The organism is Rhodocyclus tenuis (assembly GCF_014197755.1).
GTDB classification, from domain to species: Bacteria; Pseudomonadota; Gammaproteobacteria; order Burkholderiales; family Rhodocyclaceae; genus Rhodocyclus; species Rhodocyclus tenuis.
Genome location: NZ_JACIGE010000005.1, coordinates 157,353 through 183,601, shown reverse-complemented (window position 1 = coordinate 183,601; position 26,249 = coordinate 157,353). Strand labels below are relative to the sequence as shown.

Genomic DNA, 26,249 nt, shown 5'->3' with positions numbered 1-26,249 from the left:
CCCCTGATTACAGGCCCCAGACCTGATTGGCGCGGACGAAACCGCTCTGGCCGTCGGCATGGCGGACTCTGGCCCAGCCGGCGGCGGCCGCTTCAACAAACTCGAGCGCGACGCCCTTCTCGGCCTCGAAAACGAGCGGCGCCGACTCGTCGGCGCTCTGCCGCACCGACGCGCGCGCGGCAGTGACGATCAGCGTGCGCCGCTCGACCAGATTCTTCTTCTCGATCCACGCCAGTCCGCCGTCGGCATCACGCACCTTGGCCCAGCCTTCGAGACTGACGACGAGCTCGACCGGCGTGCCGCGGCGGATGACGAACAGCCGCGTTCCCTTCTGCGACGGCGCGTCGTAGAGGATCGACGCCGTGTCGACACTGCGGAATTCGAGCGCCTGCGCCGGCACGGTGACTGCAACACCGAACACGGCGCCGGCAAGAAGGCTCAGCTGGCGCAGTCGCATGGTCGCGCTCCTTGCGGGTTTGCTACTGGAGGGTGGTTTCAGCCGTACCTGCCGCAGCGGCATTTTCCTGCTCGAGGCGCTGGAAGTAGAGCGTCTCGAAGTTGACCGGCTGCAGCAGCACCGGCGCGAAACCGGCGCGGATGACCGCGTCGGAAATTACTTCGCGCGCGTACGGGAAGAGGATGTTCGGGCAGCCGATCGACAGCAGCGGCGCCATGTCTTCCTGCGGCACGTTGCGCACGCGGAAGATACCGGCCTGGCCGGCTTCGACCAGGAAAGCGACCTTTTCGCCGATGCGCGCGGTGACGGTGACGGTCAGCAACACCTCGAACACTTCCTCGTTCAGCGGCTGCGCGCCACTCTGCATCTGGATGGTGATTTCCGGCGCGGACTGCTCAAGAAAGATCGCCGGCGCGTTCGGCACTTCGACCGAAAGATCCTTGACGTACAGCTTTTCGATCGAAAAAACCGGGGCTTCCTGTTCGCTCATGATGGGTCTCGTAATGAAAGGGGATGAAGAATTCGGAAAGATAAGGGAGAAATGCGAAAGCCTGATGACTCAGTCGCCGGCGAGCAGCGGCACAAGGCCACCGGCGCGGTCGAGCGCCACCAGCTCGTCGCAGCCGCCAACATGCGTGTCGCCGATGAAAATCTGCGGCACCGTACGCCGACCGCCACTGCGCTCGAGCATCTCGTCGCGGCGTTCAGGATCGAGATCGACACGCACCTTCTCGATCTCGGTGACACCACGCTGACGCAGCAAGGCTTCGGCGCGAATACAGTAGGGGCAGACGGCGGTGGCGTACATCAGTACCTTGGCCTGGACGCTCATTTCTTGCCGCCCTTCTTGATCGGCAGGCCGGCCTCGACCCACTTGGCAATGCCGCCTTCGAGATTGTGCACCTGGGTAAAGCCGGCCTTGCCCAGTTGCGCCGAAGCCGAGGCCGAACGGGCGCCGCTCTGGCAGACGACGATCAGCGCGCGCTCCTTGAACTTCTCCAGTTCGCCGATGCGCTCGGCAAGCTTTGCCGCCGGGATGTTGCGCGAATCGGGCAGATGGCCGGCGGCGTACTCGTTAGGCTCGCGCACGTCGATGGTCAGCGCATCTTCGCGGTTGATGAGCAGGGTCGCCTGCGTCGGCGTGACGCTCTTGCCACTGCCGGGACGGCGAATGAAGGAGGCGAGCAGCATGACGCCGCTGGTCACGGCAACAGCGACGAGAAGAATGTTTTGCTGAATGAATTCCAAGCGGAGCTCCAGAAACAACGGTCAATCGGGGGAAGAAAGCGAATACTCGGAAGGACTGATGATCATGCCCGTTCAGAGAAACAGTCTTGCGAAGGTGGCAGATCAGCCCGGCATCTGAGCATGCAAGGCTCACGCCCGCTGCGGAATGCCGCAGAACACCTCGCGCATCATGCCGATCAGCTGCAGGGTACGCGCGTCGCCGACACGATAATAGACGCGGTTGGCGTCCTTGCGCGTCAGCAGCACGCCCTTGTCGCGCAGGATGGCCAGATGCTGCGAGATGTTGCTCTGCGAGGTACCGACCGCATCGACGATTTCCTGCACGCAGGCCTCCTGATCGCCGACAACGCACAGAATTTTCAGGCGCAAGGGATGCGACATCGACTTGAGTGCCCGCGCCGCCTGCTCGATATGCTCTTGTTTTTCGATGAGGCTGATTTGCATGGCCACGGACGGAAGTCTCGTTAAAGGGGTTTGATCCATTATAAAATAATTCCTCTGCGCGAAGTGCGCGCTCCGGAATGGCGGTACCGACGCCCTGACATGCGCTTTCCGGTCCGTTTTTGCGGACTCGAGAGTGCCTGCGCCGCCGGCCAAGCAGCTTCGCCACTACGGGCAAGTGCGGTCGGCAAGCCTGCTGGCCGGCCCCGCGCACCCCGCCCTGAAACCGCCCGTGCCTGACAAGATTACCGCTCCAACCAGGCCCCCTCTTTCCGCACCTCTCTGCCGACCCGATCCCATGAACAAAATCGTATTGCTGCGCCACGGTGAATCCACCTGGAACAAGGAAAACCGCTTCACCGGCTGGACCGACGTCGACCTCACCGAGCGCGGCCTCGCCGAGGCCAAGGCCGCCGGCCAGTTGATGAAGGATGCCGGTTTCGCTTTCGATCTCGCCTTCAGCTCGGTCTTGAAGCGCGCCATGCGCACGCTGTGGATCGCGCTCGACGAGATGGACCGCCTGTGGATTCCGGTGCATCGCTCGTGGCGGCTGAACGAGCGCCATTACGGCGCGCTGCAGGGCCTGAACAAGGCCGAAACCGCGGCCAAGTACGGCGACGCGCAGGTGCTCGAATGGCGCCGCAGCTACGACGTGCCGCCGCCGGCACTCGCTTTCGACGACGTGCGCCACCCGCATTTCGACGAGCGTTACGCGCCCGCCTACAGCGGCCTCGCCGGTGAAGCGCTGCCGCCAACCGAATGCCTGAAGGACACCGTCGCACGCTTCGTCCCCTACTGGGAAGAAACGATCGCGCCGGCGGTCAAGGCCGGCCGTAGCGTGATCGTCGCCGCACACGGCAACAGCATCCGCGCGCTGGTCAAGTATCTCGACAACATCTCCGATGCCGATATCGTCAATCTGAACATTCCGACCGGTATCCCGCTGGTCTATGAACTCGACGACGATCTCAAGCCGATCCGCAGCTACTACCTCGGCGATCAGGAAGCGGCACAAGCTGCCGCAGCTGCCGTTGCCAATCAGGCGCGCCAGCAGTAATCGCGTCACCCGCCGCCGGCACCCGCCGGCGGCCGGGAACGACGGAGTTGCAAGCTGCGCCGCCAGCGGCCGCGCTGGCCGCCCGGGCGATCGTTTCGTGCGCCGCTGCTGCGCCGTCGCCGGCGTGCTGGCGACGCTGTGCGGCGTGCTGCTGTCGGGCGACGTACAGGCGGCGCGCAGCAAGGAGGCCGCACCGCCTGCCGCCGAGGTCGCCGACAAGCGCAATGACCTCAAGGATTTGCGCGGGCAGATCGAAGCCATGCGCAAGGACGTCGCCGCTGCCGAAGGCACGCGCGCCGACGCCGCCGACCAGTTGAAGGATGCCGAGCGCGAAATCTCGCTGCTGCAGCGCGAACTGCACGATCTGGCGACGCAGCGCGGCGAGCTGCAAGCAACGCTGGCGCGTCTGGCAACGCAATCGCGCGACATGGAAGCGCGCATTTCCGGCCAGCAGGGGCAGCTTGAGCAACTGATCCGCCGTCAATATCTGCAGGGAGAACCCGATCTGCTGCGTCTGCTGCTCAACGGCGACGACCCCAACCAGATCGCCCGCGACCTGCACTACCTGACCGCCATCGGCCGCGCCCGCGGCGAACTGCTGCAGGAAATCAGCAGCGCGCTTGAACAGAAAACAGCGCTGGCTGCCGACACGCGCGAACGCGCCGCCGAACTGGCCACCGTCGAGGAGCGACAGAAGGAACGGCGCGAAGCGCTGGTGCAGCGCCGCGAACAACGCAAGGCGGCGCTGGAAAAAATTTCGGCGCGCATCAGCGCACAGCGCAAGGAAATCGGCGCCAAGGAGCGCGACGAACGGCGCTTGAGCCAGCTGGTCGAGCGCCTGGCGAAGATCATCGCCGCGCGCCCGGCACCGAAGCGCGAGAGCGCGCCGGCAGAAAGCAAGCCGCAACGCCCCGGGCGTGAGGACAAGGCGCGCGGCAGCGAACGCCGCGAAGCGACGCGCACGCCGGAAATCGTCAACGAACACACACCGGATGCGCGCGCGGGCGGCAGTTTCGCGCGCCTCAAAGGCGAACTGCGCCTGCCGGTGAAAGGCGTCGTCAGCGGCCGCTTCGGCGCCAGCCGCCCCGAAGGCGGCACCTGGAAGGGGCTGTTCATCCGCGCCGCCGCCGGCACCGAGGTGCGCTCGATCGCCGCCGGCCGCGTCGTCTTTGCCGACTGGATGCGCGGTTTCGGCAATCTGCTGATCGTCGACCACAGCGACGGCTTCCTGTCGATCTACGGCAACAATGACGCACTGCTGAAACAGGTCGGCGATAACGTGCGCGGTGGCGACGCCATTGCCGCCGTCGGCGACAGCGGTGGCAATCCGGAATCGGGTTTATACTTCGAGCTCCGCCAGCAAGGGCAAGCGCTGGACCCGATGAAATGGGTCAGCGTCAGATAAGCATTGGAGAACATACGGATGGGCAACTGGAAAAAGGCGGGATTGATTTGTGCCGGTTTTGTCGGCGGCGCGGCGATCAGCCTGACGCTGACGGTTTTCGCCGACAAGGACGTACGCACCGGTCTGCCGATCGAGGAACTGCGCACCTTTGCCGAAGTCTTCAATGCGATCAAACAGGGCTACGTCGAGCCGGTCGACGACAAGACGCTGATCAGCAACGCGATCAGCGGCATGGTTTCCAACCTCGACCCGCACTCGGCCTACCTCGACGTCGACGCCTACAAGGAACTGCAGGTCGGCACGCAGGGTGAATTCGGCGGACTCGGCATCGAAGTCGGCATGGAAGACGGTCTGGTCAAGGTTGTGTCGCCGATCGAGGACACGCCGGCCTACCGCGGCGGCATCAAGAGTGGCGACCTGATCTACAAGCTCGACGACACGCTGGTCAAGGGACTGACCTTGTCCGACGCGGTCAAGCGCATGCGCGGCAAGCCGAAAACGCCGATCAAGCTGGGCGTCCTGCGCAAGGGCGAGAGCAAGCCGCTGGAAATCACGCTGGTGCGTGAAGTGATCAAGGTGCAGAGCGTCAAGTCGAAGCTGGTCGAACCGGGCTTCGGCTACCTGCGCATCACCTCCTTCCAGGAAAACACCGTCGCCTCGCTGGCCAAGCACATCGGCGACCTGTACAAGGACGGTGCGCTCAAGGGCCTCGTGCTCGACCTGCGCAACGACCCGGGCGGTCTGCTCAACGGCGCCGTCGGCGTCTCCGCTGCTTTCCTGCCGCCAAAGACGCTGGTCACCTCGACTGACGGCCGCACCGAAGATGCCAAACGCCAGTTCTTCACCACCGCCGAAGACTACCTGCGCGGCAGCGGCGGCGCCGATCCCTTGCGCGACCTGCCGCCGGAAGTGCGCAAGACGCCGATGGTCGTGCTGGTCAACGGCGGCTCGGCTTCTGCCTCGGAAATCGTCGCCGGCGCACTGCAGGATCACAAGCGCGCCGTCGTCCTCGGCACGCAGACCTTCGGCAAGGGCTCGGTACAGACGGTCATGCCGCTGCCCGGCAACACCGCGATCAAGCTGACCACGGCGCGCTACTACACGCCGTCGGGACGCTCGATCCAGGCCAAGGGCATCGTTCCCGACATCGTCGTCGACGATCCGGCCAACGGCGACAGCTCGCAGCGTCTGCGCGAAGCCAACCTTGATCGCCACTTGATGAACGACAAGGAAAAGGACAGCGGCGCCACGGCCAAGGAAGCGCCGAAGCTGCAGGCACCGGGCCAGACACCGGGCAAATCGCCGGCCAAGCCGAAGGGCGGCAAGGAGGATGCCGACGAAGGCGAACTGCCGACGCGCGAACTGGCGTCGAAGAACGATTTCGTTCTCAACCAGGCGATCAACCTGCTCAAGGGCCTGCAGATCCTGCAGACCCGCCAGTAGGCTGACAGGACGGCATTCGCCCGCATGCGCCGGACGCAGCAGCCCAACACCCGCTCGCCGGCACCGATCCGCAAGGAGCGCAGCATCTCCTTCGCGCGCTTCCCGCCGGATCAGGTGGCGCAGGCCGGTGTCTGTCTGGCCGACCTGCCGCGACTCGACGTGGCGCCGCTCCCCGAGCGGCGCGCCGTCGATGTCGCCTACGATCTGCGCGAGTACACGCTGCGCAGCATTGAAGCATCGGTCGAAGACCACGGTTTCCATCTCGACAACACCCTGCTCAGCAAGATGAAGCGGGCCCTGATCCACTACGTCGAAGAAACCGAGTTACACAATCTCGGCGCGCCCGAACTGAAAACCAAGCGCTCGCAGAACGAGGTTTATACGCAGGCCTGGGATCGGCAGCCGCACGGCGACAGCGACGAAACACCGCCCGAGTGGCGCGACTACCGCTGAACGCCGCACTCGTCAGCGGCGCCGGATACCCTGCGCACCGCTGCCCCGCTGCGGCGCCAGCCTTCCTTTTCACGGCCCGGCGCCTTCTGGCCGACTGCCTTCTGACCGACTCTTTCCCGGCCCACTGCCTCCCGGCCCATTTTTTCGCAACGAATTTCCCGGATGTGCTCAGCAATGCGTGACGACGAACTGCTGCGTTACAGCCGGCATCTGCTGCTCGACGAGATCGGCGTCGAGGGCCAGCAGCGCATCCGCGCGGCGCGCGTCCTGATCGTCGGTGCCGGCGGACTGGGCTCGCCGGCAGCGCTCTATCTCGCCTCGGCCGGTGTCGGTCAGCTCACCCTCGCCGATGGCGACGAGGTCGATCTGTCCAATCTGCAGCGGCAGATACTGCATCGCGCCGGGAGCGTCGGCACGGCCAAAGCGCTTTCGGGCAAGGCCGAGCTGGCTACGCTAAACCCGGACGTCGTCGTTGCCGCGCTGACGCAACGCCTGCAGGGCGAGGCGCTCACCTCCGCCGTCGCCGCCGCTGACGTGATCCTCGACTGCTGCGACAACTTCGCCACACGTCAGGCGATCAACCGCGCCTGCGTGCAGCTGAAAAAACCGCTGGTTTCGGGCGCCGCGATCCGCTTTTCCGGGCAGCTCGCCGTTTTCGACCTGCGCCGCAATGACGTGCCGTGCTACGAATGCCTGTTCCCCGAGGGCGACGAGGTCAATCCGCCGCGCTGCGCGACGACCGGCGTCTTCGCGCCGCTCACCGGCGTCATCGGCGCGCTGCAGGCAGCCGAGGCGCTACGCCTGATCGTCGGCTGCGGCGCATCCGCAGAGCCCGGCTTCGGCCGCCTGCTGCGCTACGACGCACTCAATCTGGAATGGAAGAGCTCGCGCTTCGCGCGCGACCCGCACTGCCCGGTCTGCGGCGACTGAAGCCCGAGCAGACTAGCGCAATCGGCGCCCTTCCCGCGGCGCCGCAGCAGGCGTCGGCGAGCCAGTCCGGCAGTCCAAGCTCCGGCAGCACCCGCCAACCAGAGACTGCGCAGCTCCGGCTGCCAGGCTCAGCGTTCCGCCGCTAGGCGCAGCGGGCAATCACCCGCAGGTCGTCGCCGATGATCCGCCAGTCGCGAATCTTCAGCGCCTGCCGTTGCGCCAGCGATACGAGCGGCGGCAGCGCGAACATGCCCTGGGCGCTGTCACCGAGCAGGCAGGGGGCAAAGTACATCAGCAATTCATCGACGAGGCCGGCAGCGAGCAGCGACCCGATGAGCACGCGCCCGGCTTCGACGTGGACTTCGTTGACGCCGCGCCGCGCCAGTTCGCCAAGCAGCGCTGGCAGATCGACGCGGCCATCGCTGCCCGGCAGGTCGAGCACTTCCGCGCCACGCGCGGCGAGCGCCGCAGCGCGCGCCGGATCACCACCGGCGCCGACGATCAGGACCCGCCCCTGCTCGAACAACCGGGCGGCCGGCGGCGTGCGCAGGCGGCTATCGACGATCACCTTGAGCGGCTGGCGCTGGCCAGTCTGGCCGGCATCGCCCAGACGCACGCTCAATTGCGGGTCGTCGCGCAGCACCGTGCCGCTGGCGCTGAGGATCGCGCAGGCACGCGCCCGCCAGTGCTGGCCGTCAGCGCGCGCCGCGGCGCCGGTAATCCACTGGCTGGCACCATCGGCCAGCGCCGTACGGCCGTCGAGGCTGGCGGCGAGCTTGGCGCGCAGCCAGGGCCGGCCGCAGGTCAGGCGCGAGACGAAACCGATATTGAGTTCGCGTGCTGCATCGGCGAGCAGTCCGCACTCGGTACGGATGCCGGCGGCAGCGAGGCGTTCGAGGCCACGACCGGCGACACGCGGATCGGGGTCCTGCATCGCGGCGACGACGCGCGCGACGCCGGCGGCGACCAGCGCATCGGCGCAGGGTGGCGTCCGCCCGTAATGCGCGCAGGGTTCCAGCGTCACATAGACGTCGGCGCCACGCGCCGCTTCCGGGTCGCCAGCTGCTGCTGCAGCGAGCGCATGCACCTCGGCGTGCGGTTCGCCGGCACGCTCGTGCCAGCCTTCGCCGACGACGCGGCCGTTGCGGGCGATGACGCAACCGACGCGCGGATTCGGGCTGGTGCTGTTCAACCCGCGCTCGGCCAGTTGCAGCGCACGCGCCATGAAGGCGTGGTCGGCGGCGGAAAAACCCGGGACTGAAGTCATCGCGGCACTCTCGGCGGGTGCATTTGGCTGCTGGCGAAGAGCGGGAGAACCGTCAGCAAGGGGCAGTCCGCGTGCCTAGGCGCGCGGCCCCGAGACTTCGCGAATGAGTTCGGAAAACTCGTCGACATCCTCGAAGTTGCGATAGACCGAGGCGAAGCGCACGTAAGCGACCTTGTCGAGCTTCTTCAGCTCGCGCATCACCATTTCGCCGATCTTTTCCGAGGGCAGTTCGCGCTCGCCGAGCGCCAGCAGCTTTTCCTCGATGCGCGCGATCGCCGCGTCGACCGCCTCGGTTGTCACCGGCCGCTTGCGCAGCGACAGCCAGAGGCTGGCGGCGAGCTTGTCGCGGCTGTAATCGACGCGCGAGCCGTTCTTCTTGACCACCTGCGGCAGGCGGATTTCGGCGCGCTCGTAAGTGGTGAAGCGCTTGTCGCAGGCAAGACAGCGACGGCGGCGACGGACGATATCGCCGTCCTCGTTGATACGCGTATCGAGGACGGTCGTTTCGCTGGCGCTGCAAAAGGGGCACTTCATCGCTGCTCAGCAGCCATGGGCAGCGGCGCCGCAAGCGACGCCGGACTGCGCCGTGCCCCGACAGCCGCCTCAGGCCCCATAGACCGGGAACTTGCGGCAGAGCACCGACACTTCTTCACGCACACGCGCCAGCACGGCTTCGTCGGCCGGCGCTTCGAGCACGTCGGCAATCAGGTGCGCGACGCGCTCGGCCTCGATCTCGGTGAAGCCGCGCGTGGTCATCGCCGGCGAACCGATGCGGATTCCCGAAGTAACGAAGGGTTTCTGCGGATCGTTCGGGATGCTGTTCTTGTTGACCGTGATGTGCGCCTTGCCGAGCGCCGCTTCGGCTTCCTTGCCGGTGATGTTCTTGGCGCGCAGATCGACCAGGAAGACGTGCGACTCGGTACGTCCGGAGACGATGCGCAAGCCGCGCTCTTCGGCGAGCACGCGCGACAGCACGCGCGCGTTGGCAACCACCTGTTCCTGGTAGTGACGGAACTGCGGCGTCGCCGCTTCCTTGAAGGCGACCGCCTTGGCGGCGATGACGTGTTCCAGCGGACCGCCCTGCAGGCCAGGGAAGATCGCCGAGTTGAGCGCCTTCTCGTGCTCGGCCTTCATCAGGATGACGCCACCGCGCGGACCGCGCAGCGTCTTGTGCGTGGTCGAGGTGACGACGTCGGCGTGCGGCACCGGACTCGGGTAGCAGCCAGCGGCAATCAGGCCGGCGTAGTGCGCCATGTCGACCCAGAAGATGGCGCCGACTTCCTTCGCGACCTTGGCGAAGCGTTCGAAGTCGATGCGCAGCGAGTAGGCCGAGGCGCCGGCGATGATGATCTTCGGCTTGTGTTCGCGCGCCAGCGCTTCCATGCGCGCGTAATCGATCGCTTCATCAGCATCGAGGCCGTAGGAAACGACGTTGAACCACTTGCCGGACATGTTCAGCGGCATGCCGTGCGTCAGGTGGCCGCCTTCGGCAAGGCTCATGCCCATGATCGTGTCGCCGGGCTTGGCAAAAGCCATCAGCACGGCCTGGTTGGCCTGCGAACCCGAGTTCGGCTGCACGTTGGCGGCTTCGGCGCCAAACAGCTTCTTCAGGCGATCGATCGCCAGCTGCTCGACCACATCGACGTACTCACAGCCACCGTAGTAGCGCTTGCCCGGATAGCCTTCGGCGTACTTGTTGGTCAGCTGCGAGCCCTGCGCCTGCATGACCGCGGCGCTGACATAGTTCTCGGAGGCGATCAGCTCGATGTGGTCTTCCTGACGCTTGTTCTCGTTCTCGATCTCGCGCCACAGTTCGGGATCAACTTTTGCCAGCGTGTCTTTTGCGGAAAACATCGTTTGCCTCTCAAGCCCTTGAAAAAGGGCGCAATTGTATCATGCGGCCGCAGCCGCGAGCACGCGCGAACGCGCGGGTAAGGGTGATCGACAGGGGAAGGCCGGCGACACCGCCATCAGCGCAACTCGTCGCGGCCGACCGCAGCGAGATGGCAGGAGTCCGCCCAGCACTCGATGCTCCAGCCAGCAGGCGCACAGACGATGCGATTGATGCCGGCATTGGGAATGGTGAAATCGCGCGCAGCCTGCACGGGCCAGCCGCGCACCAAACGGTTGACCAGATCGAGCACCCCGCCGTGGGTGACGATCAGCACGGAGCTCCCGAGGTGCGCTGCGGCAACGCGCTGCAAAGCTGCGGTCACGCGCGATGAGTGTTGCGCCAGACTCTCGCCTTTTCCGGGAGGAACGCAGTCGGCATCACGGCGAACGATTGCCGCGTACTCCTGCGGGTACTGCTGACTTGCCTCGGTGCGTGTTAGACCTTCGAACACCCCGTAACGGCGTTCGCGGAATTCGGGATCGAGGATCGGGGCAAGGCCGATCGCAGTGGCGATGGCGTCGGCAGTCTGCCGCGCGCGCGTCAGGTCGCTGGTGTAGAACGCGTCGAAATGCTCGCCAGCCAGACGTGCGCCGGTCGCCCTCGCCTGCGCTAGGCCGACATCGTTGAGCGGGATGTCCATGCTGCCCTGGATGCGATCGCCGGCGTTCCAGTCGGTCTCGCCATGGCGAATGAGGCAGATGCGGGTCACTGCAAGCGCGGGAGAAACCTCGCCAAGCGCAGCGCCGGGAAAAGAATCAGCAGACAGCGGGAACCTCATGAGTCGGGACGTGACGAAAACGAAGCACTGCAGAAAGCGTGGTGTCAGCTAAGCCAGGAACAATGAAGCTCGCCGAAGAAAAGACGAAACGAAACAAGCGGCTTTTTTGCAATAATCGCAAGCTGGCGGCAAGCAGCAGCCGGCGCGAAAAGACCGGCATGTTACAGGAAAAACGGAGACATCTTCAGTGAATGCCCTGCTCAAGCTCTCGCGTCTGATTGACGCGCTCACCGAGCGAATTGGCCGACTGACCACCTGGGTCGTGCTGATCGTTGCCCTTATCAGTGCCGGTAACGCGACCATGCGTTACACGATCAACTGGAGTTCGAACGGACTACTCGAAATCCAGTGGTATCTGTTCTCGGCGCTGTTCCTGCTCTGTGCCGGTTACACCTTGCTGAAGAACGAGCACGTGCGCATCGACATCATCAACGGCCGCTTTTCCGCACGCACCCGGGCCTGGATCGACGTCTTCGGCTTCATCTTCTTTTTCTTCCCGATGGTGTATCTGTTCGTCAGCCTCGGCTGGCCGTTCTTCATGATGTCGTTTTCGGGCGATGAAATGTCGTCCAACGCCGGCGGCCTGATCCGCTGGCCGGTCAAGCTCCTGCTGCCGGTCGGCTTTGCCCTGCTGGCGCTGCAGGGACTATCGGAACTGATCAAGCGTTTCGCCTTCCTCAGCGGACTGATCGGCGACCCGACCGAAAAGGGCGGCATCAGCGCCGAAGAGGAACTTGCCGCGGCCATTGCCGCCAACGCGACCGCCGCGCGGGGGGCCGACAAGTGAACGAGTTCCTCATCGCCAACATGGCGCCGATCATGTTCGGCGCCCTTGTCGTCTTCATGCTGGTCGGCTTCCCGGTCGCCTTCGCGCTCGCCGCCAACGGCATCTTCTTCGGCCTGCTCGGCATCCATCTCGGCCTGCTCAACGAATCGCTGTTCATGGCGCTGCCCGAGCGCGTGTTCGGCATCATGAACAACGACACGCTGCTCGCCGTTCCCTTCTTCACCTTCATGGGCCTCGTTCTCGAACGCTCGGGACTGGCCGAGGAACTGCTCGACACCATCGGCCAGCTGTTCGGTCCGATCCGCGGCGGGCTCGCTTACGCGGTGATCTTCGTCGGCGCGCTGCTGGCAGCGACCACCGGCGTCGTTGCCGCGTCGGTGATCTCGATGGGCCTCATCTCGCTACCGATCATGATGCGCTACGGCTACGACCGGAAGATCGCCTCTGGCGTCATCGCCGCCTCGGGCACACTGGCGCAGATCATCCCGCCGTCGCTGGTGCTGATCATCATGGCCGACCAGCTTGGCCGTTCGGTCGGCGACATGTACGAGGGCGCGCTACTGCCCGGTCTGGTACTCACCAGCCTCTACGTCGGCTTCATCTTTCTGGTCAGCATCATCCGCCCGGCGGCGATGCCGGCGCTGCCGCTCGAAGCGCGTTCGCTGCGCGGCATGAAACTGCTGACGCGCACGCTGACCTCGTTGCTGCCGCCGCTGCTGCTCATCTTCCTGGTTCTTGGCACCATCTTCATCGGCGTCGCAACACCGACCGAAGGCGGCGCCATGGGCGCTACCGGTGCGCTGGCACTGGCGCTGGCCAAGAAGCGGCTGTCGTGGAAGCTGCTCAAACAGGCGATGGACTCGACCGCCAAGCTGACCACCTTCGTCGTCTTCATCCTCATCGGCGCGCGCGTCTTCTCGCTGACTTTTTACGGAGTCGACGGCCACGTCTGGGTTGAACATCTGCTCACCGCCCTGCCCGGCGGCGAGGTCGGCTTCCTGATCGTCGTCAACATCCTGATTTTCTTCCTCGCCTTCTTCCTCGACTTCTTCGAACTGGCGTTCATCATTGTGCCGCTGCTGGCGCCGGTGGCGGACAAGCTCGGCATCGATCTCGTCTGGTTCGGCGTGCTGCTGGCGGTGAACATGCAGACCTCGTTCATGCACCCGCCTTTCGGCTTTGCGCTCTTCTACCTGCGCTCGGTGGCGCCGAAGGAAGTGAAGACTTCGGAAATCTACTGGGGCGCGATTCCCTTTGTGATCATCCAGCTGATCATGGTGTCGTTGATCATCGCCTTCCCCAATATCGTCAGCTATGGCGATAGCGGCCACGGCGATACGCAGAAACCCGAGATCGAGCTCAACCTCGACCAGATTCGCGAGGGCGGAGCATCGGGACCCGCTGCAAGCGACGCCGCAGGTGGAGAAGACGACCTCGCCCGCTCGCTGCGCGGCGACAAGTAAGGCGCACTCAGCCCGACAGACTGGTCAGCAACTGCTCAAGGGCTACCGGTTTGAAGAGAACCGGCAGTCCTGAGCGGTGCGCGGCCTCGATGAACCCGGTCGAGGTATCGCCGGTGACCAGCACACAGGGCGCCGCGCGCCGCATGCGGATATCGTTCAGGAAGTCGATGCCGGAAACCGAACCGGGCAGGCGGAAATCGGAAACGTAGTAGTCGCCTTCGTAAACCCGGTCCCGGTCGGCCAGCGCGATCTCTGCAGAAGGATAGGCAATAACCTCGGCGCCGATCGCCTGCAGGGAACACAACAATCCGTTCGCCGCCAGCAGATCGTCTTCGACCACGACAAAAGTCTTACCGGCAAAAGACGCCAGATCGATCTTTGCCGGCGGCGTGCAGCCCGGCGCCGGCAGTTCAGAAGAATTGCCAACCGGGGCCACGATTTCGAACAGCGTGCCGCGTCCGAGGCGCGAGCGACAGACAATCGGCAGTTTGAGCAAGGCGAGGATGCGCTTGACGATCGACAAGCCGAGGCCGAGACCCTTGGCGCGATCGCGCTGCGGATTGGCAACCTGGTAGAACTCCTCGAAAATCCTGCCGCGCTCGCTGTCGCTGATACCGATTCCGGTATCCCACACCTGGATGCAGACCTTGCCCTGGCGCAGACGCGCGGCAAACAGCAAACCGCCGCGCTCGGTGTAATTGATGGCGTTGGCGATCAGGTTGCGCAACACCATCTTGAGCAGTTGCGGATCGCTGTTCAGCATGATTTCGCGCTGCGGGCAGAACAGCTTGAAGCGCAAGCCCTTGTCGAGTGCCAGCGGACTCAGATCAAGCGTGATCTCTTCCATCAGGCGATGCAGCGAGAACGACGCACAGAGCGGAGTGATCACCCCGGCATCGAGCTTGGAGACATCGAGCAGCGCATCAAGCAAGCCGCGCAGTGCCTCGACCGCCGCTTCCAGACGCCCGACCAGACTCGACTGCCCTTCCTGCAGGCCGCCATGACGCAAAGCGCCGATGAACAGCGTGATCGCCTGGATCGGCTGGCGCAAGTCATGGCTGGCCGAGGCCAGGAAGCGCGTCTTGGCGCGCTCCTTGTCGACCAGTTGCCGGGTGCGCTCTTCAACCAGCGCCTCGAGATGCGCCTGGTCGGCGGTCAGTTGGCGCACCCGCCAGCGGTAGAGGAAGACAACGAGCAACAGCGCAAGGAGCAGCAGCGCCACCCGGAACAGATTGGTACTCCAAAACGGCGGCGTGATGGTGATCGGCAAGCGGATCTCGTTCTCGCTCCAGATCCCGTTACTGTTGGCGGCCTTGACGCGAAAGACGTACTCGCCCGGATCGAGGTTGGTGTAGGAGGCAACCCGGTTGTCGGCGCTCGTCTCCTGCCAGTCCTTGTCGAACCCGTCGAGGCGATAGACAAAACGGTTGCGCGCCGGATCGGCGAAGTGCAAGGCCGAAAACTCCAGCGAAAAGACCGACGACTTCCACGACAACTGCAGGTGCTGCGGCTCGGTGACCGAGCCGGCGAGTTTGATGTCTTCGCTTTCTGGCCACTCCAGCAAGGACTTGTTGAAGACGCTGATGTTGGTGATGGCGATCTGCGGCGGAATGGTGTTCTGCCTCACCTCGTCCGGGCGCACGACAGTGACTCCGTGCAGGCTGCCGAAATACAGTGTCCCGTCCTTGCCGCGGAAATTAGCCCCCTCATCGCGCAAGCCCTCCGACATCCCTCTGAATATCGTGAAACTCGCCGTTTCTCCACGGACCGGATCCAGTCTGGACAAACCCTTGGCGTTGCGCGTCCAGATGTTGTTGGCGAGGTCGGTCAGTACGGACACCACCCGGGCGTGTGGCTCAAAGCGCTCGAAACGGACAGTTCCGTCCGGCGCCCAGTTTGCCCGGCTCAGACCGGCTGATGTACCAAGCCAGATATCACCATGCACGTCTTCGCGGATACTGCTGACAATGTCACTACGCAAGCTGGAACTGTCGCCGGAATTGTGGCGCAAGTGCACGAAATCGCGGCTTCCCGCACGCAGAAGGTACAGTCCGCGCGCACCGGCTTGATATCCGCCGCCCACCCAGAGATTGCCGGCACGATCTTCCAGCACGCATGAATTTGCCCCTGGCCCCAGACTGCCGGGATGCATAGGGTCGTGACTGAAATACTGCGTTGCGCCGCTACTGATTGAATAGCGGATCAGGCCACCCGCGGTAGCGAGCCAGAGCACACCGTCGCGCCCCGGAGCGATGGCATTGATCGAATTATTGCCCGACCCGGCGAAATATCGGGTTTGCAGACGACCTGAAACAGGATCAAGCCGCCCCAATCCATTGCCGGTAGCGATCCAGAGCGGTCCGCCAGGCTGCTGATAGAGATGCTGAATCTTGTTGCTGCCGAGGCCCGTATCCAGGCCTGGTCTGTTCTGGATGCTGCGCAACAGCTTGCGTTCCGCCAGATTGACCAGCGCCAGTCCGCCTGAACCACCGAGCCAGATATTGCCTTGGCCGTCTTCGGCAAAACTCGAGACAAAGTTCCACGCCTTGAAGTTTTCCGGAGCGATGATCTCCGGTTTGATCTGCTCGATTCCGTGGTCGGCGAGATCGCTGCGGCTGACGCCGGCACCGTTGGTGCCAACCCACAGTGTCCGACTGCGATCAACCAGAACGGTCGAGACGATGTTAGCCGGCAGACTGTGCGCATCACCGACTTGATGCGAGTAAGCCAGAAGTTTCTGGCGCGTCTCATCCCAACGCAGTAAGCCGACATCGCTGCAAACCCATACTTGCCCGAACGGGTCCTCGTAGATGTTGTAAACACGAACTTCTGCACGCTCAGACGGTAAAGAAACGCGCCTGCGCTCTGCCCAGGGCGTCCCGTCATGCCAGAGGAAGACGCTGGTGTCGGTTCCGACCCACAGTCGCTGCCGGCTATCGAAAAGCAGGGCGCGCGGATTGCTCGGGTTCCGTTTTGCGTCGGTATCGGAATCAAGCTGATAGTGCCGAAAAGTCTTGCTGCCATTGGCCAGGTAAGACAGTCCCGTGGGCCAGTTACCCACCCACAAGCCTCCTCGCGAGTCTCGCGCCAACACGGAAACATTATCGCTACCGAGGCTATCCGGCCTGCTCTCGTCGTGCCGGTAAGCGCGGAACTCGCTGGTTTCAAGGTCGAAGTGCCACAAACCGCCACGCGTCGCGAGCCAAAGGCCACCGCCGCCATCACCAACGATGGCTTTGGTAAGCAGGTTTTGCCTGCTTCCGTCGGCATCCGGCGGCGGCGCAAGACGGCTGAAACGCCCGGTCTGCTTGTCAAAACGGGCGATACCGTTATGCGTTGCGGCCCAAACGTGGCCATCCCTATCCTCGAACAGTGCCGTAACCCAGTCATCAGGAAGGCTGCCCGGTACCGATGCATCGTTTTGGTAGAGGACTGAACGATAACCATCGTGACGGAAAACACCGGTGCTTCCCGCCAACCAGATGAAACCCTGTCGGTCCTGCAAAAATGCCAGGGGAGCCTCACCACTCAGGCTGGCAACGGCATCGAAATACAAGCGAGGAGGCTGCTCTGCCGACACCGTAGCGGAGTGAAAGAGCGTGCCGAAACCGAGCAAGACACAGGCAAGAAGACACTGGCACATGCTGTGCCCGCGGTGCATTGCTGCCGGCACGACGCGCGCGGGGATCGAGGGCCACCGTGGCGGCTTTGCGAAGCGTTGGCCATGCAGCCTGGCAGTGCCGGACTCCCGCATGCGTTCAGAAATCCGAGGCAATCGTGAGGCCGAGCGTTCGCGGCGCGCCAACGTAATAGACGGGAGACTGACCGCCCGCGCCCTCGGCGCGTGTGGTGAAAGTCGAGCCGCTGCTCGCGTTCAGATACAGCGCATCGGTATTGAACAGGTTGTAGATGTTCAGGCGCAGCGACGGCTTGCGGAAGAAGGCGGTCGGCGGCAGACGGTAGCTGGCATCGACGTTGACCAGCGTAAAGCCGCCGATCGACTGGTCATTGACCAGCGTGGCGTAGCGGGCGCCGGTGTACTTGGCCGAGATGCCGGCGGTCCACGGCCCTTGCTGGTATCGCAGCGAGATGCCGGCCAGCCAGTTGGGTGTATCCGGAAACTCCTTGCCGGCAGTCGCTTCCCAGGTACTGGCTGCCGTGCGCAGGTCGTCGTTCATGCGGCTGCGCGTATAGCTCAGCGAACCGTAGAGGCTCCAGCTCGGCATAACGCGCCAGGCTGACTCCACTTCAACGCCGCGCGTCGTCGAATCGCCGACGTTGTACTCGGTCCCGGGAAGTCCGGCGACCGGATCATAGGAAGAAGCGATGCGGTTGCGGTAATCGATGAAAAACAGCGATCCCGAAGCGCTGAATTTCTCGCCGGCGTAGCGATAGCCGAGATCCCAGTTGGTCGAACTCTCGGCCGTGACGTTCACCGGCTTGAGTCCGCTGCCATTGAACAAATCACTGTAGATACGGTAGCTCGGCGCGCTGAAATTCCCGGCAACGTTGAAGAAGAGCTGTTGCGCCTGATCCAGCTTGTACAGGACCGACAAGCTGGGCAGCGTCTTCGCAAAGGAGCCGCCGGTATCGTAATCGACAGCGCCGCTCGACGAGGCGTTGGCATAGTTGTGAAAATCGCGCCGGATGCTCAGCCGGCGGATTCCCAGCTGCACATTCAGCCGGTCGTCGAGCAGGGCGATGTTGTCCTGCAGGAAGACCGACTGGCTGGTGCTCACCGTCAGCCAGTCGCGCCCCTGATAAGTGCTCCCGTCCTGGTTTTTCAGGAAGTCCGAGGAATCCTTCAGCCACGGGTCGGCAACATTGCCGGCGCTGTCGAAAGCCATTGCCGGGCGCGTCCTGCGTTCGCGTGCACGGTCATACCAGTAACCGCTCATCAGTCGGTGATTGTTTAACTGCGCGCTGAGACGCAGCGTCACTCCCGGTCGCTTGGTCTCGATCACATCGCTGCTGAAAACCAGCAGCTTGTCGTTTCGATCTCCGTCACCGTTGATGTCAGCAACGCCGCCATGCAAGGCATTCCCGCTCAGGCCTTCGCTCAGTGTCCGCAGCTGGTTGCCACCATAACCGCGCCCGTACCAGAAATAAGGCTCGACATCGAGACGCAGTGCCGGCGCCAGCTGGAACGAGCCCTTCAGCGAGGCGAGGCTGTTTTCGAAGCGGTTCTTGTTGAAACCGTAATAGCCATCGCTCGGAGCGCTTTCCTCTTGGGGGGGGAGGCCATTGACCGGCGGCAGATGCTGCGGCAGCGTCGTGCCGAAATCGGCATTGCGGCCGAGGCTGTCGATCTGCGCCAGCGTCAGGCTGCGCAGATTATGGTTGTCGATCCTGTTCCACAGAAAGCCGGCGGTGACGCTGTTGCCCGGCGCGAGATTGAGAACGCCCTTGAAGTCGACGTGTTCGCGCCTTGCCTGGCCGTCACCCTTCCACTTGTCGGCTTCGGCCAACGAATACGAGATGAAAGCCTTGGCGCGGCCGTCGGCGAACAAGCCGGTATCGGCGCGGACGAAGGTCTTGTGCGCGTTGTACGAGCCGAACGTCTGCTGCACACGCAAGCGCGACTGATCGGCCGGCGGCGCCGTGATCATGCCGACGCTGCCGCCGAGCGCATTGACGATCGGCGAGTCGGTGGCCGACGAGCCCTGGTTGATGAAAATTTCCTGCAGGTTTTCCGGGTCGGTCATCTCATGCGGATAAACCGCGAAGTTGCCCGGATCATTCATCGGCACACCGTCGAGGGTGACGCCCAACTGCTCGCCACTGAAGCCGCGCACGCGCAAATTACTGCCGAAGAGGCCGCCGGCGTCCGGGCTGAAGGTGTTGACGCCAGGCAACAGATCGAGCAACTGGAAGGGATTGCTGAGCGAGCTGCGCTGCTCGATCGCCGCCCGGCCGATCGAACTATGCGCCACCGGGCTGTCGTCGGGATGGAAAAGCCCCTCGCCGTCAGCACTTGCGCGCACCTCGATGACATCGGACGGAGACGCATCCTGCGCGCTGGCGAGCGCAGCAAAACCGCCCGCCAGCACGCCGTAGACGAGCGCAGGCAGAACACGTACCCGAAACACGGCGTGCGCCGACCGCAGGTGCCGACGGCACCGAGCCCCGCCGGGAAGGTTGCTTTGTAAATCCACGTCTTGCAAACCATTACCTCCCAGAGCGCCTCTTGCCGGGCGCCCAATTTTATTCTTGTCCGGCAGGCACGCTGACGCGCTGCATGCAACAGCCAAAGCAATGAGTTTTTACATTTTTTGGCTTGCTACTGCCGACAGCGAGCATTGTGAATGCGCGGAGCGGTCGCCGTCCAGCAAGAAAAAAGGCCACGGATTGCTCCGTGGCCTATTACCTTTCGCCTATCGAGGTTTCATCAGTCGCGGCGCGTGTGCGCAGCGACCGACGATGCTTCGGTCCGGCTATTTTGCTGCGTGCAGATACTGCGCCATCGACGCCTCGGCGACGCTGAACCAGGCGTTCTGCACCTTGGCGTACTTGAAGTAGTCCTCCGATATCTTCTTGAACGCCGGGCTCTTCGCCGACTCCTCGGCATAGACCTCGAACGCCGCCTTGCGCGCCGCGTCGAGGATTTCCGGACTGAACTTGCGCACCTTGACGTCGTTGCCGAGCAGGCGCGACAGTGCGGCCGGGTTCTTGTGGTCGTACTCGGCCATCATGTTCACGTTGGCCTCGGCCGCCGCCGCCTCGAACGCTGCCTTGTACTCGGGGGGCAACTTGTCCCATTCCTTCTTGGCGACGAAGAAGTGGATCACCGGACCCGGCTCCCACCAGCCCGGGTAGTAGTAGTTTTTGGCCACCTTGTAGAAGCCGAGCTTTTCGTCGTCGTAGGGGCCGACCCATTCGGCGGCGTCAATCGTGCCTTTTTCCAGAGACGGATAGATGTCGCCGCCGGGGATCTGCTGCGGCACCGCACCGAGCTTCGCCCACACCTTGCCGGCCAGACCGGCAACGCGGAACTTGAGTCCGTTGATATCGGCCAGTGTTTTGATTTCCTTGCGATACCAGCCACCCATCTGGACGCCGGTATTGCCACCGGGGAAGGACTGAACGCCGTAATTGGCATAGAACTCGTCGAGCAGCTTCTGGCCGTTGCCGTAATAGAGCCAGGCGTTGGTCTGCCGGAAGTCCATGCCGAACGGCAGCGCCGTGCCGATGGCGAAAGTCGGCTCCTTGCCGAACGAGTAATAGGAACAGGTGTGGCAGCACTCGACGGTGCCGGCCTGCACCGCGTCGAAAGCGGCGCCGCCACCGGGGACGAGTTCGCCCGCGGCAAAAACCTGGATCTGGAACTTGCCGCCGGTGAGCTCCTTGACCCTCTTGGCCAGCACTTCGGCGCCGCCGTAAATGGTGTCGAGGCTCTTCGGGAAGCCTGAGGTCAAACGCCATTTGATGCTCGGCGCGGTTTGCGCAATCGCCGGCATTGCCATCGCGCCGGCCGCCAGCCCGACACCGGTCTTTTTCAGAAAGGAACGTCTTTCCATGCTTTGTCTCCTCGTGGGTTGATCAAACAGACAGCTGGATGATTATACGAAGGAAAACATGCAGAAAGCGTCACTGACAGCAGCGCGCAAGTGCCTTTTTTCATGCCGGGAACGCAAGCCTAAACCAAGGTGTCGAAGGCCCCTGTTTTGGCCGGTGGAAGCTCACCACCGGCGACGCGGAAATGCCGCACGGCGCAGCGCATGCGGCGATGCCCCTCCCGTCGCGAATGACGGGAGCCGAGCGCCAGCTCAGTCGCCGGCGATCTTCATTTCCTCGATCAGCAGCGAGCCGACCTGCTTCGATCCGCGCACGACGACGTCGTTACCGACGGCGGCGATGTTGCGGAAGATGTCGCGCAGATTGCCGGCGATGGTGATCTCGTCGACGGCGTGCACGATCTCGCCGTTTTCGACCCAGTAACCGGCGGCGCCGCGCGAGTAGTCGCCGGTGACGTAGTTGATCCCCTGGCCGAGCAGTTCGGTGACGAGCAGGCCGCGATCCATCTTGCGCAGCAGTCCCTTGAAGTCGCGCTTGCCGGGAACGACGATCAGATTGTGGCTGCCGCCAGCGTTGCCGGTGGTGACGAGGCCAAGCTTGCGCGCCGAGTAGGTGCTGAGGAACCAGCCCTGCAGCACGCCATCGACCACCAGATCGCGCGCGCGCGTCGCCACGCCCTCGTTGTCGAACGGCGAACTCGCCAGCGCGCCGCGCAGATGCGGCTGCTCGCTGATGTTCACCTTCTTAGAGAAAACGCGCTTGCCGAGGCGGTCGAGCAGGAAGGTCGAGCGGCGATAGAGGCTGCTGCCGCTTGCCGCATGGACAAAACTGTTGAGCAACGAAGCGGCGACCGGCGCCTCGAACAGCACCGGCGCCGAACACGTGGCGATGCGCCGCGAGCCGAGCCGCGACAGCGCGCGTCGCGCAGCGGTGGCACCGATATCTTCGGGCGAAGCCAGCGCGCTCGCATCGCGCGCCGTCGAATACCAGTCGTCGCGCTGCATCGCGCTGCCCTTGCCGGCGATCACCGAACACGACAGCGAATGCCGCGAAGTCGGGTAACCGCCCATGAAACCGAGGCTGTTGGCGTGAACGAACTGCGCTTCCTGCGTCGCCACGCTGGCGCCCTCCGAGTTGCTGATCTTCTTGCTGACGGCGAAGGCGGCGTCCTCGCAGCGCCGCGCCTGCGCGATGGCGTCTTCGATCGGCAGCGCCCAGGGATGATGCAGGTCAAGGTCGAAGCCGGCGCCGGCGCGCGCCAGCAGTTCGGCGTCGGGCAGCCCGGAAAACTCGTCCTCGGCGGTGAAGCGGGCGATGTCGAGTGCCGCCTCGACGGTCTGGCGCAGTGCTTCCGGCGAGAAGTCCGAAGTGCTCGCCGAGCCGCGCCGCTTGCCGACGTAGACGGTGACGCCGATGCCCTTGTCGCGGTTGTATTCGATCGTCTCGACCTCGCCGCGACGCACCGTTGCCGACTGGCCGAAACCTTCCGAGACCTCGACTTCGCAGGCGCTACTGCCCTTTGCCTTGGCGTGCGCCAGTGCATCGGCGGCAAGCTGCTGCAGCGTCGCGAAGCTTTGCGCAAAGCGCGCGGGTGCGGCGGGGCTCGGAGACTGGGCAAGGGCGGACGGGGGAGCGGAACGGGGCATGGTAGGGAGCGGCCGGCGGGGAAAGTCGCTATCATAGCAGCAGCCCCGGCCAGCTCCCTTCGCCACCCCGGCAGCGCAGTCTGCCTTCCTCCGCGGCGCGGTGCGCGCCTTCTCTCCGCCAACTGCCGGCGCCCCGCTCCGCCATCGTGCCGCCCTTACGCGAAACGGCACTCCACACAGAAACCGCTCCACGCTCATGACCACTGCCGACAACGACACCGATCTGCCCCTCTCGAAAACGCGCCGCAAGCAGGCGATGGCCGAGTTGCAGTCGCTTGGCGAAGAACTCGCCGGCCTGTCTGCCGACCGGCTGAAGAAGATCGACCTGCCGGAAAGCCTGGCTGACGCGTTGCGCCAGGTTCAGCGCATGACGCGCACCGACGAGGCGCGGCGCCGGCAGATGCAGTACATCGGTCGGCTGATGCGCGACATCGATCCGGCGCCGATCCGCGAAGTGCTCGCTGCCGCGCGCGGCGATTCGGCGGTGGAAACGGCGCGCATGCACCGGCTGGAACGACTGCGCGAAGCCATCCTTGCCGACGAACGTGCGCTCGGCGAGATCGCCAGCGAATTCCCCGGCGCCGACCTGCAGCATCTGCGTGCGCTGCGTCGCGCGGCGCTGAAGGAACAGGCCACCGGCAAGCCGCCGCGCAGCTATCGCGCACTGTTCCGCGCGCTACGCGAACTGGCAGGCGAAAATGCTTCAGAAACCGCAGATACGGACAGCGACGCGCCGGACGACGACGCTGACGAACACTCCGCCTGAACGCTTGCGCAGCTTGGCGATGGCGAGGCCGATCACCAACCGGGTCACCCGCTGAAGCCTGGCCGTTTCGTGCACACCGGCAGCGCCCGCTGGATCTGCGTTCAGGCACGCACCGGCAGTTCAGGCGTCGTAGCGCAGGCGGTAACGCGCCAGCTCGAAATCCTCGCCGCTTTCCTCGAGCTCGACCGGACTGAGCAACCAGCGCCCGCCGTTGCTGAAGAATTCGAGCGTTTCGCGCAGATTGAAAGTCGCCGGCGGTAACAGGAAGCGCGCCTCGTCCTCGTTGCCGCCTTCACGCAGCCAGATTCCGGGAATGCCGTTGATCGCCGCCAGCCCGCTGGCGCGCGGCCGCAACTGCACGCTGAGCGGATAGCGCGCCAGGGTACGGATGCCGACCAGTGGCCGCTCGCTCGCATCGCGCGCGCAACGACCGACGACACCAAGCAGCCAGTTGTCGCCGCCGGCCGGCTGCAGCGCGAGCAGCGCCCCGACTTTCAACCATTCACCGCGGGCTGCGTCGACCACGGCGCCGAAACCGCCGAGGCTGACATTTTCGATCACCCAGCTCTCGGCTTCGTTCTCGCGCCCCAGACGCGCCAGTTCGCCGGCAAAGATCGAAAAGCCATTGTCGAATCCGTTGAGCACGGCCACGCGCGTACGCACCGCATGCCGCGGATGCTCGCGCATCGGCGGCTTCGGCGCCCAGTACAAGGCCAGATGCTGCAGCACCGGCAAGAGCACGCGCGGCGGAAACTGCGCACCGAGCTTGAGGTCGGCCGGCAAATCGCCGCGCTCGACCTGGCTGATCAAGGCTTCGATCGTTGGCGCCGAAGCGCCACCGGAAAAGAAACGCAGTGTCGGCATGAGCGCCTGCGGGTCGCGCGCCAGACGCATCGGCGCTCCGCCATTGCCGGCGTCGACCCAGTAAACGCTATCGGCGCGGGGCGTCGGCGAGAAGTCGAAACCGGCCAGGAAACGTCCGAGCAAGCGATCGGCCAGTTCGATCTCGAGCGGCGACAGGCTATCGGCCGACGAGGAATACAGCGCCAGCGACTGCAGATAGAGCGCGCTGACCGTCGTCGTCGCCGGTTCCTGCGGATAGAGCTGGACGGGTTTCTGCGCGACGCCCGCCGCTTCCGCGGCGAGATACGTGCCGCCCAACTCGCGCCACACTGCGGCCGGAACTGCCGCGTAGCGGAACTGGAACCATTTGGCCTGCATGCCACGCGCGGCGACCAGCCGCGCCGACGCCAGCGTCGCCGAATTGCGGAAGGCCTCGGCGCCGCTCGAGCGCGCGTCGGCGGCGGCAATGCGCAGGCAGCGCGCGTAGAGCGAGCCGGCTGCCTCCCAGTAAGCGTGGTTGGCCGACCACAGGCGACGCTCGTCGTTCTTCGAAAGCCGGGACGACTGCAGGTAATCGCGGGCGAGCCGGCGCAGATGCGGCTGCGCTGCGTCGTCAAGCGCACGAACCGCCTCGAAACGCCGGTCGACACGCACGTCGTCGGCCTGCTGCAAGGACTCCAGCCAGCCGAAAACCTCATCGACCGCCTTGAACGGATTGTCGGGCGGCAGTGCCGCGATGACACGCCGGAGTTCGGCGGGGTCGTCGAGCGGATGGGCAGAGCGCGAGGCGAAAAAGTCGAGAATCATGGCCCTGGACATACTGAAACGATCGGCACGGGATCGCTGCTTGCTGAGCGCATGAGTATAAACGCTGGTCCCCGCCTCGCAATACGCATTACCGGGGATACGCGGCTGCCTCGCTCATCCGGCCGGCGGGCATGCAACAGCGCGCTGCGGCCGGGCAGACAAGCGGCCCGGCGTGTTCTTGAGCGTGCATGCGCTGGCGCCGGTGAATCCGATTTACAATCGACCGCCTTATCCCGACGAATCTACTTCCCCGCATGCAGCAGTATCTCGACCTGATGCGCCACGTCATCGACCACGGCGCGACCAAGGGCGACCGCACCGGCACCGGTACGCGCTCGGTTTTCGGCTGGCAAATGCGTTTCGACCTCGCCGCCGGCTTCCCCGTACTGACGACCAAGAAGTTGCACCTGCGCTCGATCATCCACGAACTGCTGTGGTTCCTGCGCGGCGAAACCAATATCGCCTACCTGCGCGAGAACGGCGTGCGCATCTGGGACGAATGGGCCGACGCCGACGGCGAGCTCGGTCCGGTGTACGGCCACCAGTGGCGCCACTGGCAGACGCCCGACGGGCGCGAAATCGACCAGATCGCGCAACTCGTCGCCAGCCTGAAAAACAACCCGGACTCGCGCCGGCACATCGTCAGCGCCTGGAACCCGGCCGACGTCGAACGCATGGCGCTGCCGCCCTGCCACGCGCTGGTGCAGTTCTACGTCGCCGACGGCCGCCTGTCGTGCCAGCTCTACCAGCGCAGCGCCGACATCTTCCTCGGCGTTCCCTTCAACATCGCCTCGTACGCGCTGCTGACGCTGATGCTGGCGCAGGTCTGCGGCTACCGGCCGGGCGATTTCGTGCACACCTTCGGCGACGCGCACCTCTACAGCAACCACCTCGAACAGGCGCAACTGCAGCTGTCGCGCACGCCGCGCGCGCTGCCATTGATGCGCCTGAACCCGGCGGTGACTGACTTGTTCGCCTTCCGCTTCGAGGATTTCACGCTCGAAGCCTACGATCCGCATCCCCACATCCCGGCGCCGGTCGCCGTCTAA

The 26,249-nt window shown here is 64.5% G+C and carries 24 protein-coding genes; 10 read left to right on the top strand and 14 right to left on the bottom strand.

Going from position 1 to position 26,249, the window contains the following annotated elements; genetic code table 11:
- Nucleotides 1–7: 7 nt before the first annotated feature.
- From GGD90_RS08770 to GGD90_RS08750, 5 genes are all read right to left on the bottom strand, one after another.
- Complete coding sequence (locus GGD90_RS08770) at nucleotides 8–457, bottom strand: SH3 domain-containing protein (RefSeq protein ID WP_184415042.1); 450 nt, start codon at nucleotides 455–457, stop codon at nucleotides 8–10.
- Nucleotides 458–479: 22 nt separating this feature from the next.
- Nucleotides 480–947 carry a protein-export chaperone SecB gene (secB, locus tag GGD90_RS08765; RefSeq protein ID WP_153116160.1) on the bottom strand — a complete coding sequence of 156 codons (468 nt, stop codon included), beginning with the start codon at nucleotides 945–947 and terminating at the stop codon, nucleotides 480–482.
- Nucleotides 948–1,016: 69 nt separating this feature from the next.
- A complete protein-coding gene (gene grxC / locus GGD90_RS08760; RefSeq protein ID WP_153116159.1) occupies nucleotides 1,017–1,289 on the bottom strand; it encodes a glutaredoxin 3 in 273 nt (90 codons plus the stop codon).
- The gene (locus tag GGD90_RS08755; RefSeq protein WP_153116158.1) at nucleotides 1,286–1,705 is read right to left on the bottom strand and encodes a rhodanese-like domain-containing protein; all 420 of its coding nucleotides are present in this window, start codon (nucleotides 1,703–1,705) and stop codon (nucleotides 1,286–1,288) included. Before GGD90_RS08755 ends, grxC begins: the two co-directional genes overlap by 4 nt.
- Before the next feature lie 129 nt (nucleotides 1,706–1,834).
- Complete coding sequence (locus GGD90_RS08750) at nucleotides 1,835–2,149, bottom strand: ArsR/SmtB family transcription factor (RefSeq protein ID WP_153116239.1); 315 nt, start codon at nucleotides 2,147–2,149, stop codon at nucleotides 1,835–1,837.
- A gap of 295 nt (nucleotides 2,150–2,444) precedes the next feature.
- Between GGD90_RS08750 and gpmA the strand changes: the two genes are divergently transcribed.
- From gpmA to GGD90_RS08725, 5 genes are all read left to right on the top strand, one after another.
- Nucleotides 2,445–3,203, top strand: a complete 759-nt coding sequence (gene gpmA / locus GGD90_RS08745) for a 2,3-diphosphoglycerate-dependent phosphoglycerate mutase (protein ID WP_153116157.1) — start codon at nucleotides 2,445–2,447, stop codon at nucleotides 3,201–3,203.
- A 97-nt stretch (nucleotides 3,204–3,300) separates the two neighbouring features.
- Nucleotides 3,301–4,608 (top strand): murein hydrolase activator EnvC family protein, encoded by a 1,308-nt coding sequence (locus tag GGD90_RS08740; protein WP_153116156.1) that lies wholly within the window; start codon nucleotides 3,301–3,303, stop codon nucleotides 4,606–4,608.
- An 18-nt stretch (nucleotides 4,609–4,626) separates the two neighbouring features.
- Entirely contained in the window at nucleotides 4,627–6,051 is a 1,425-nt protein-coding gene (locus tag GGD90_RS08735) for a S41 family peptidase (RefSeq protein WP_153116155.1), read from the top strand.
- A 24-nt stretch (nucleotides 6,052–6,075) separates the two neighbouring features.
- A complete protein-coding gene (locus tag GGD90_RS08730; protein ID WP_153116154.1) occupies nucleotides 6,076–6,504 on the top strand; it encodes a hypothetical protein in 429 nt (142 codons plus the stop codon).
- A 174-nt stretch (nucleotides 6,505–6,678) separates the two neighbouring features.
- The gene (locus GGD90_RS08725; protein ID WP_153116153.1) at nucleotides 6,679–7,434 is read left to right on the top strand and encodes a HesA/MoeB/ThiF family protein; all 756 of its coding nucleotides are present in this window, start codon (nucleotides 6,679–6,681) and stop codon (nucleotides 7,432–7,434) included.
- A 142-nt stretch (nucleotides 7,435–7,576) separates the two neighbouring features.
- Here the strand turns inward: GGD90_RS08725 and ribD are convergent, their stop codons facing one another.
- The 4 genes from ribD to GGD90_RS08705 form a co-directional block, all read right to left on the bottom strand.
- Nucleotides 7,577–8,701 (bottom strand): bifunctional diaminohydroxyphosphoribosylaminopyrimidine deaminase/5-amino-6-(5-phosphoribosylamino)uracil reductase RibD, encoded by a 1,125-nt coding sequence (gene ribD, locus GGD90_RS08720; protein ID WP_153116152.1) that lies wholly within the window; start codon nucleotides 8,699–8,701, stop codon nucleotides 7,577–7,579.
- 75 nt (nucleotides 8,702–8,776) lie between these two features.
- On the bottom strand, nucleotides 8,777–9,235 hold the full coding sequence (nrdR, locus tag GGD90_RS08715) for a transcriptional regulator NrdR (protein ID WP_153116151.1): 459 nt from the start codon (nucleotides 9,233–9,235) through the stop codon (nucleotides 8,777–8,779).
- Between the two features lie 69 nt (nucleotides 9,236–9,304).
- Entirely contained in the window at nucleotides 9,305–10,555 is a 1,251-nt protein-coding gene (gene glyA / locus GGD90_RS08710) for a serine hydroxymethyltransferase (RefSeq protein ID WP_153116150.1), read from the bottom strand.
- A gap of 116 nt (nucleotides 10,556–10,671) precedes the next feature.
- On the bottom strand, nucleotides 10,672–11,304 hold the full coding sequence (locus GGD90_RS08705) for a histidine phosphatase family protein (protein WP_228273685.1): 633 nt from the start codon (nucleotides 11,302–11,304) through the stop codon (nucleotides 10,672–10,674).
- Nucleotides 11,305–11,435: 131 nt separating this feature from the next.
- Here GGD90_RS08705 and GGD90_RS18220 point away from each other — a divergent pair, with 131 nt between their 5' ends.
- From GGD90_RS18220 to GGD90_RS08695, 3 genes are read left to right on the top strand one after another with little or no spacing between them, the layout of a single operon-like run.
- A complete protein-coding gene (locus tag GGD90_RS18220) occupies nucleotides 11,436–11,564 on the top strand; it encodes a hypothetical protein (protein ID WP_265589152.1) in 129 nt (42 codons plus the stop codon).
- The gene (locus GGD90_RS08700; RefSeq protein WP_153116148.1) at nucleotides 11,561–12,160 is read left to right on the top strand and encodes a TRAP transporter small permease subunit; all 600 of its coding nucleotides are present in this window, start codon (nucleotides 11,561–11,563) and stop codon (nucleotides 12,158–12,160) included. Before GGD90_RS18220 ends, GGD90_RS08700 begins: the two co-directional genes overlap by 4 nt.
- Entirely contained in the window at nucleotides 12,157–13,623 is a 1,467-nt protein-coding gene (locus GGD90_RS08695; protein ID WP_153116147.1) for a TRAP transporter large permease, read from the top strand. The genes GGD90_RS08700 and GGD90_RS08695 overlap by 4 nt, the downstream gene beginning before the upstream one ends.
- 7 nt (nucleotides 13,624–13,630) lie before the next feature.
- Here the strand turns inward: GGD90_RS08695 and GGD90_RS08690 are convergent, their stop codons facing one another.
- The 4 genes from GGD90_RS08690 to pmbA form a co-directional block, all read right to left on the bottom strand.
- On the bottom strand, nucleotides 13,631–17,179 hold the full coding sequence (locus tag GGD90_RS08690; protein ID WP_184415040.1) for a hybrid sensor histidine kinase/response regulator: 3,549 nt from the start codon (nucleotides 17,177–17,179) through the stop codon (nucleotides 13,631–13,633).
- A 202-nt stretch (nucleotides 17,180–17,381) separates the two neighbouring features.
- Nucleotides 17,382–19,712 (bottom strand): TonB-dependent receptor, encoded by a 2,331-nt coding sequence (locus GGD90_RS08685; protein ID WP_153116145.1) that lies wholly within the window; start codon nucleotides 19,710–19,712, stop codon nucleotides 17,382–17,384.
- A 345-nt stretch (nucleotides 19,713–20,057) separates the two neighbouring features.
- On the bottom strand, nucleotides 20,058–21,140 hold the full coding sequence (locus GGD90_RS08680; RefSeq protein WP_153116144.1) for a TRAP transporter substrate-binding protein: 1,083 nt from the start codon (nucleotides 21,138–21,140) through the stop codon (nucleotides 20,058–20,060).
- Nucleotides 21,141–21,389: 249 nt separating this feature from the next.
- Nucleotides 21,390–22,784, bottom strand: a complete 1,395-nt coding sequence (gene pmbA, locus GGD90_RS08675) for a metalloprotease PmbA (protein ID WP_153116143.1) — start codon at nucleotides 22,782–22,784, stop codon at nucleotides 21,390–21,392.
- A 196-nt stretch (nucleotides 22,785–22,980) separates the two neighbouring features.
- On the opposite strand from pmbA, the gene yjgA reads away from it, so the two are divergent.
- Complete coding sequence (gene yjgA / locus GGD90_RS08670) at nucleotides 22,981–23,550, top strand: ribosome biogenesis factor YjgA (RefSeq protein ID WP_153116142.1); 570 nt, start codon at nucleotides 22,981–22,983, stop codon at nucleotides 23,548–23,550.
- Nucleotides 23,551–23,670: 120 nt separating this feature from the next.
- Here yjgA and GGD90_RS08665 read toward each other — a convergent pair whose 3' ends face one another.
- The gene (locus GGD90_RS08665; RefSeq protein WP_233448541.1) at nucleotides 23,671–25,212 is read right to left on the bottom strand and encodes a hypothetical protein; all 1,542 of its coding nucleotides are present in this window, start codon (nucleotides 25,210–25,212) and stop codon (nucleotides 23,671–23,673) included.
- Nucleotides 25,213–25,454: 242 nt separating this feature from the next.
- Here GGD90_RS08665 and GGD90_RS08660 point away from each other — a divergent pair, with 242 nt between their 5' ends.
- Complete coding sequence (locus tag GGD90_RS08660; protein WP_153116140.1) at nucleotides 25,455–26,249, top strand: thymidylate synthase; 795 nt, start codon at nucleotides 25,455–25,457, stop codon at nucleotides 26,247–26,249.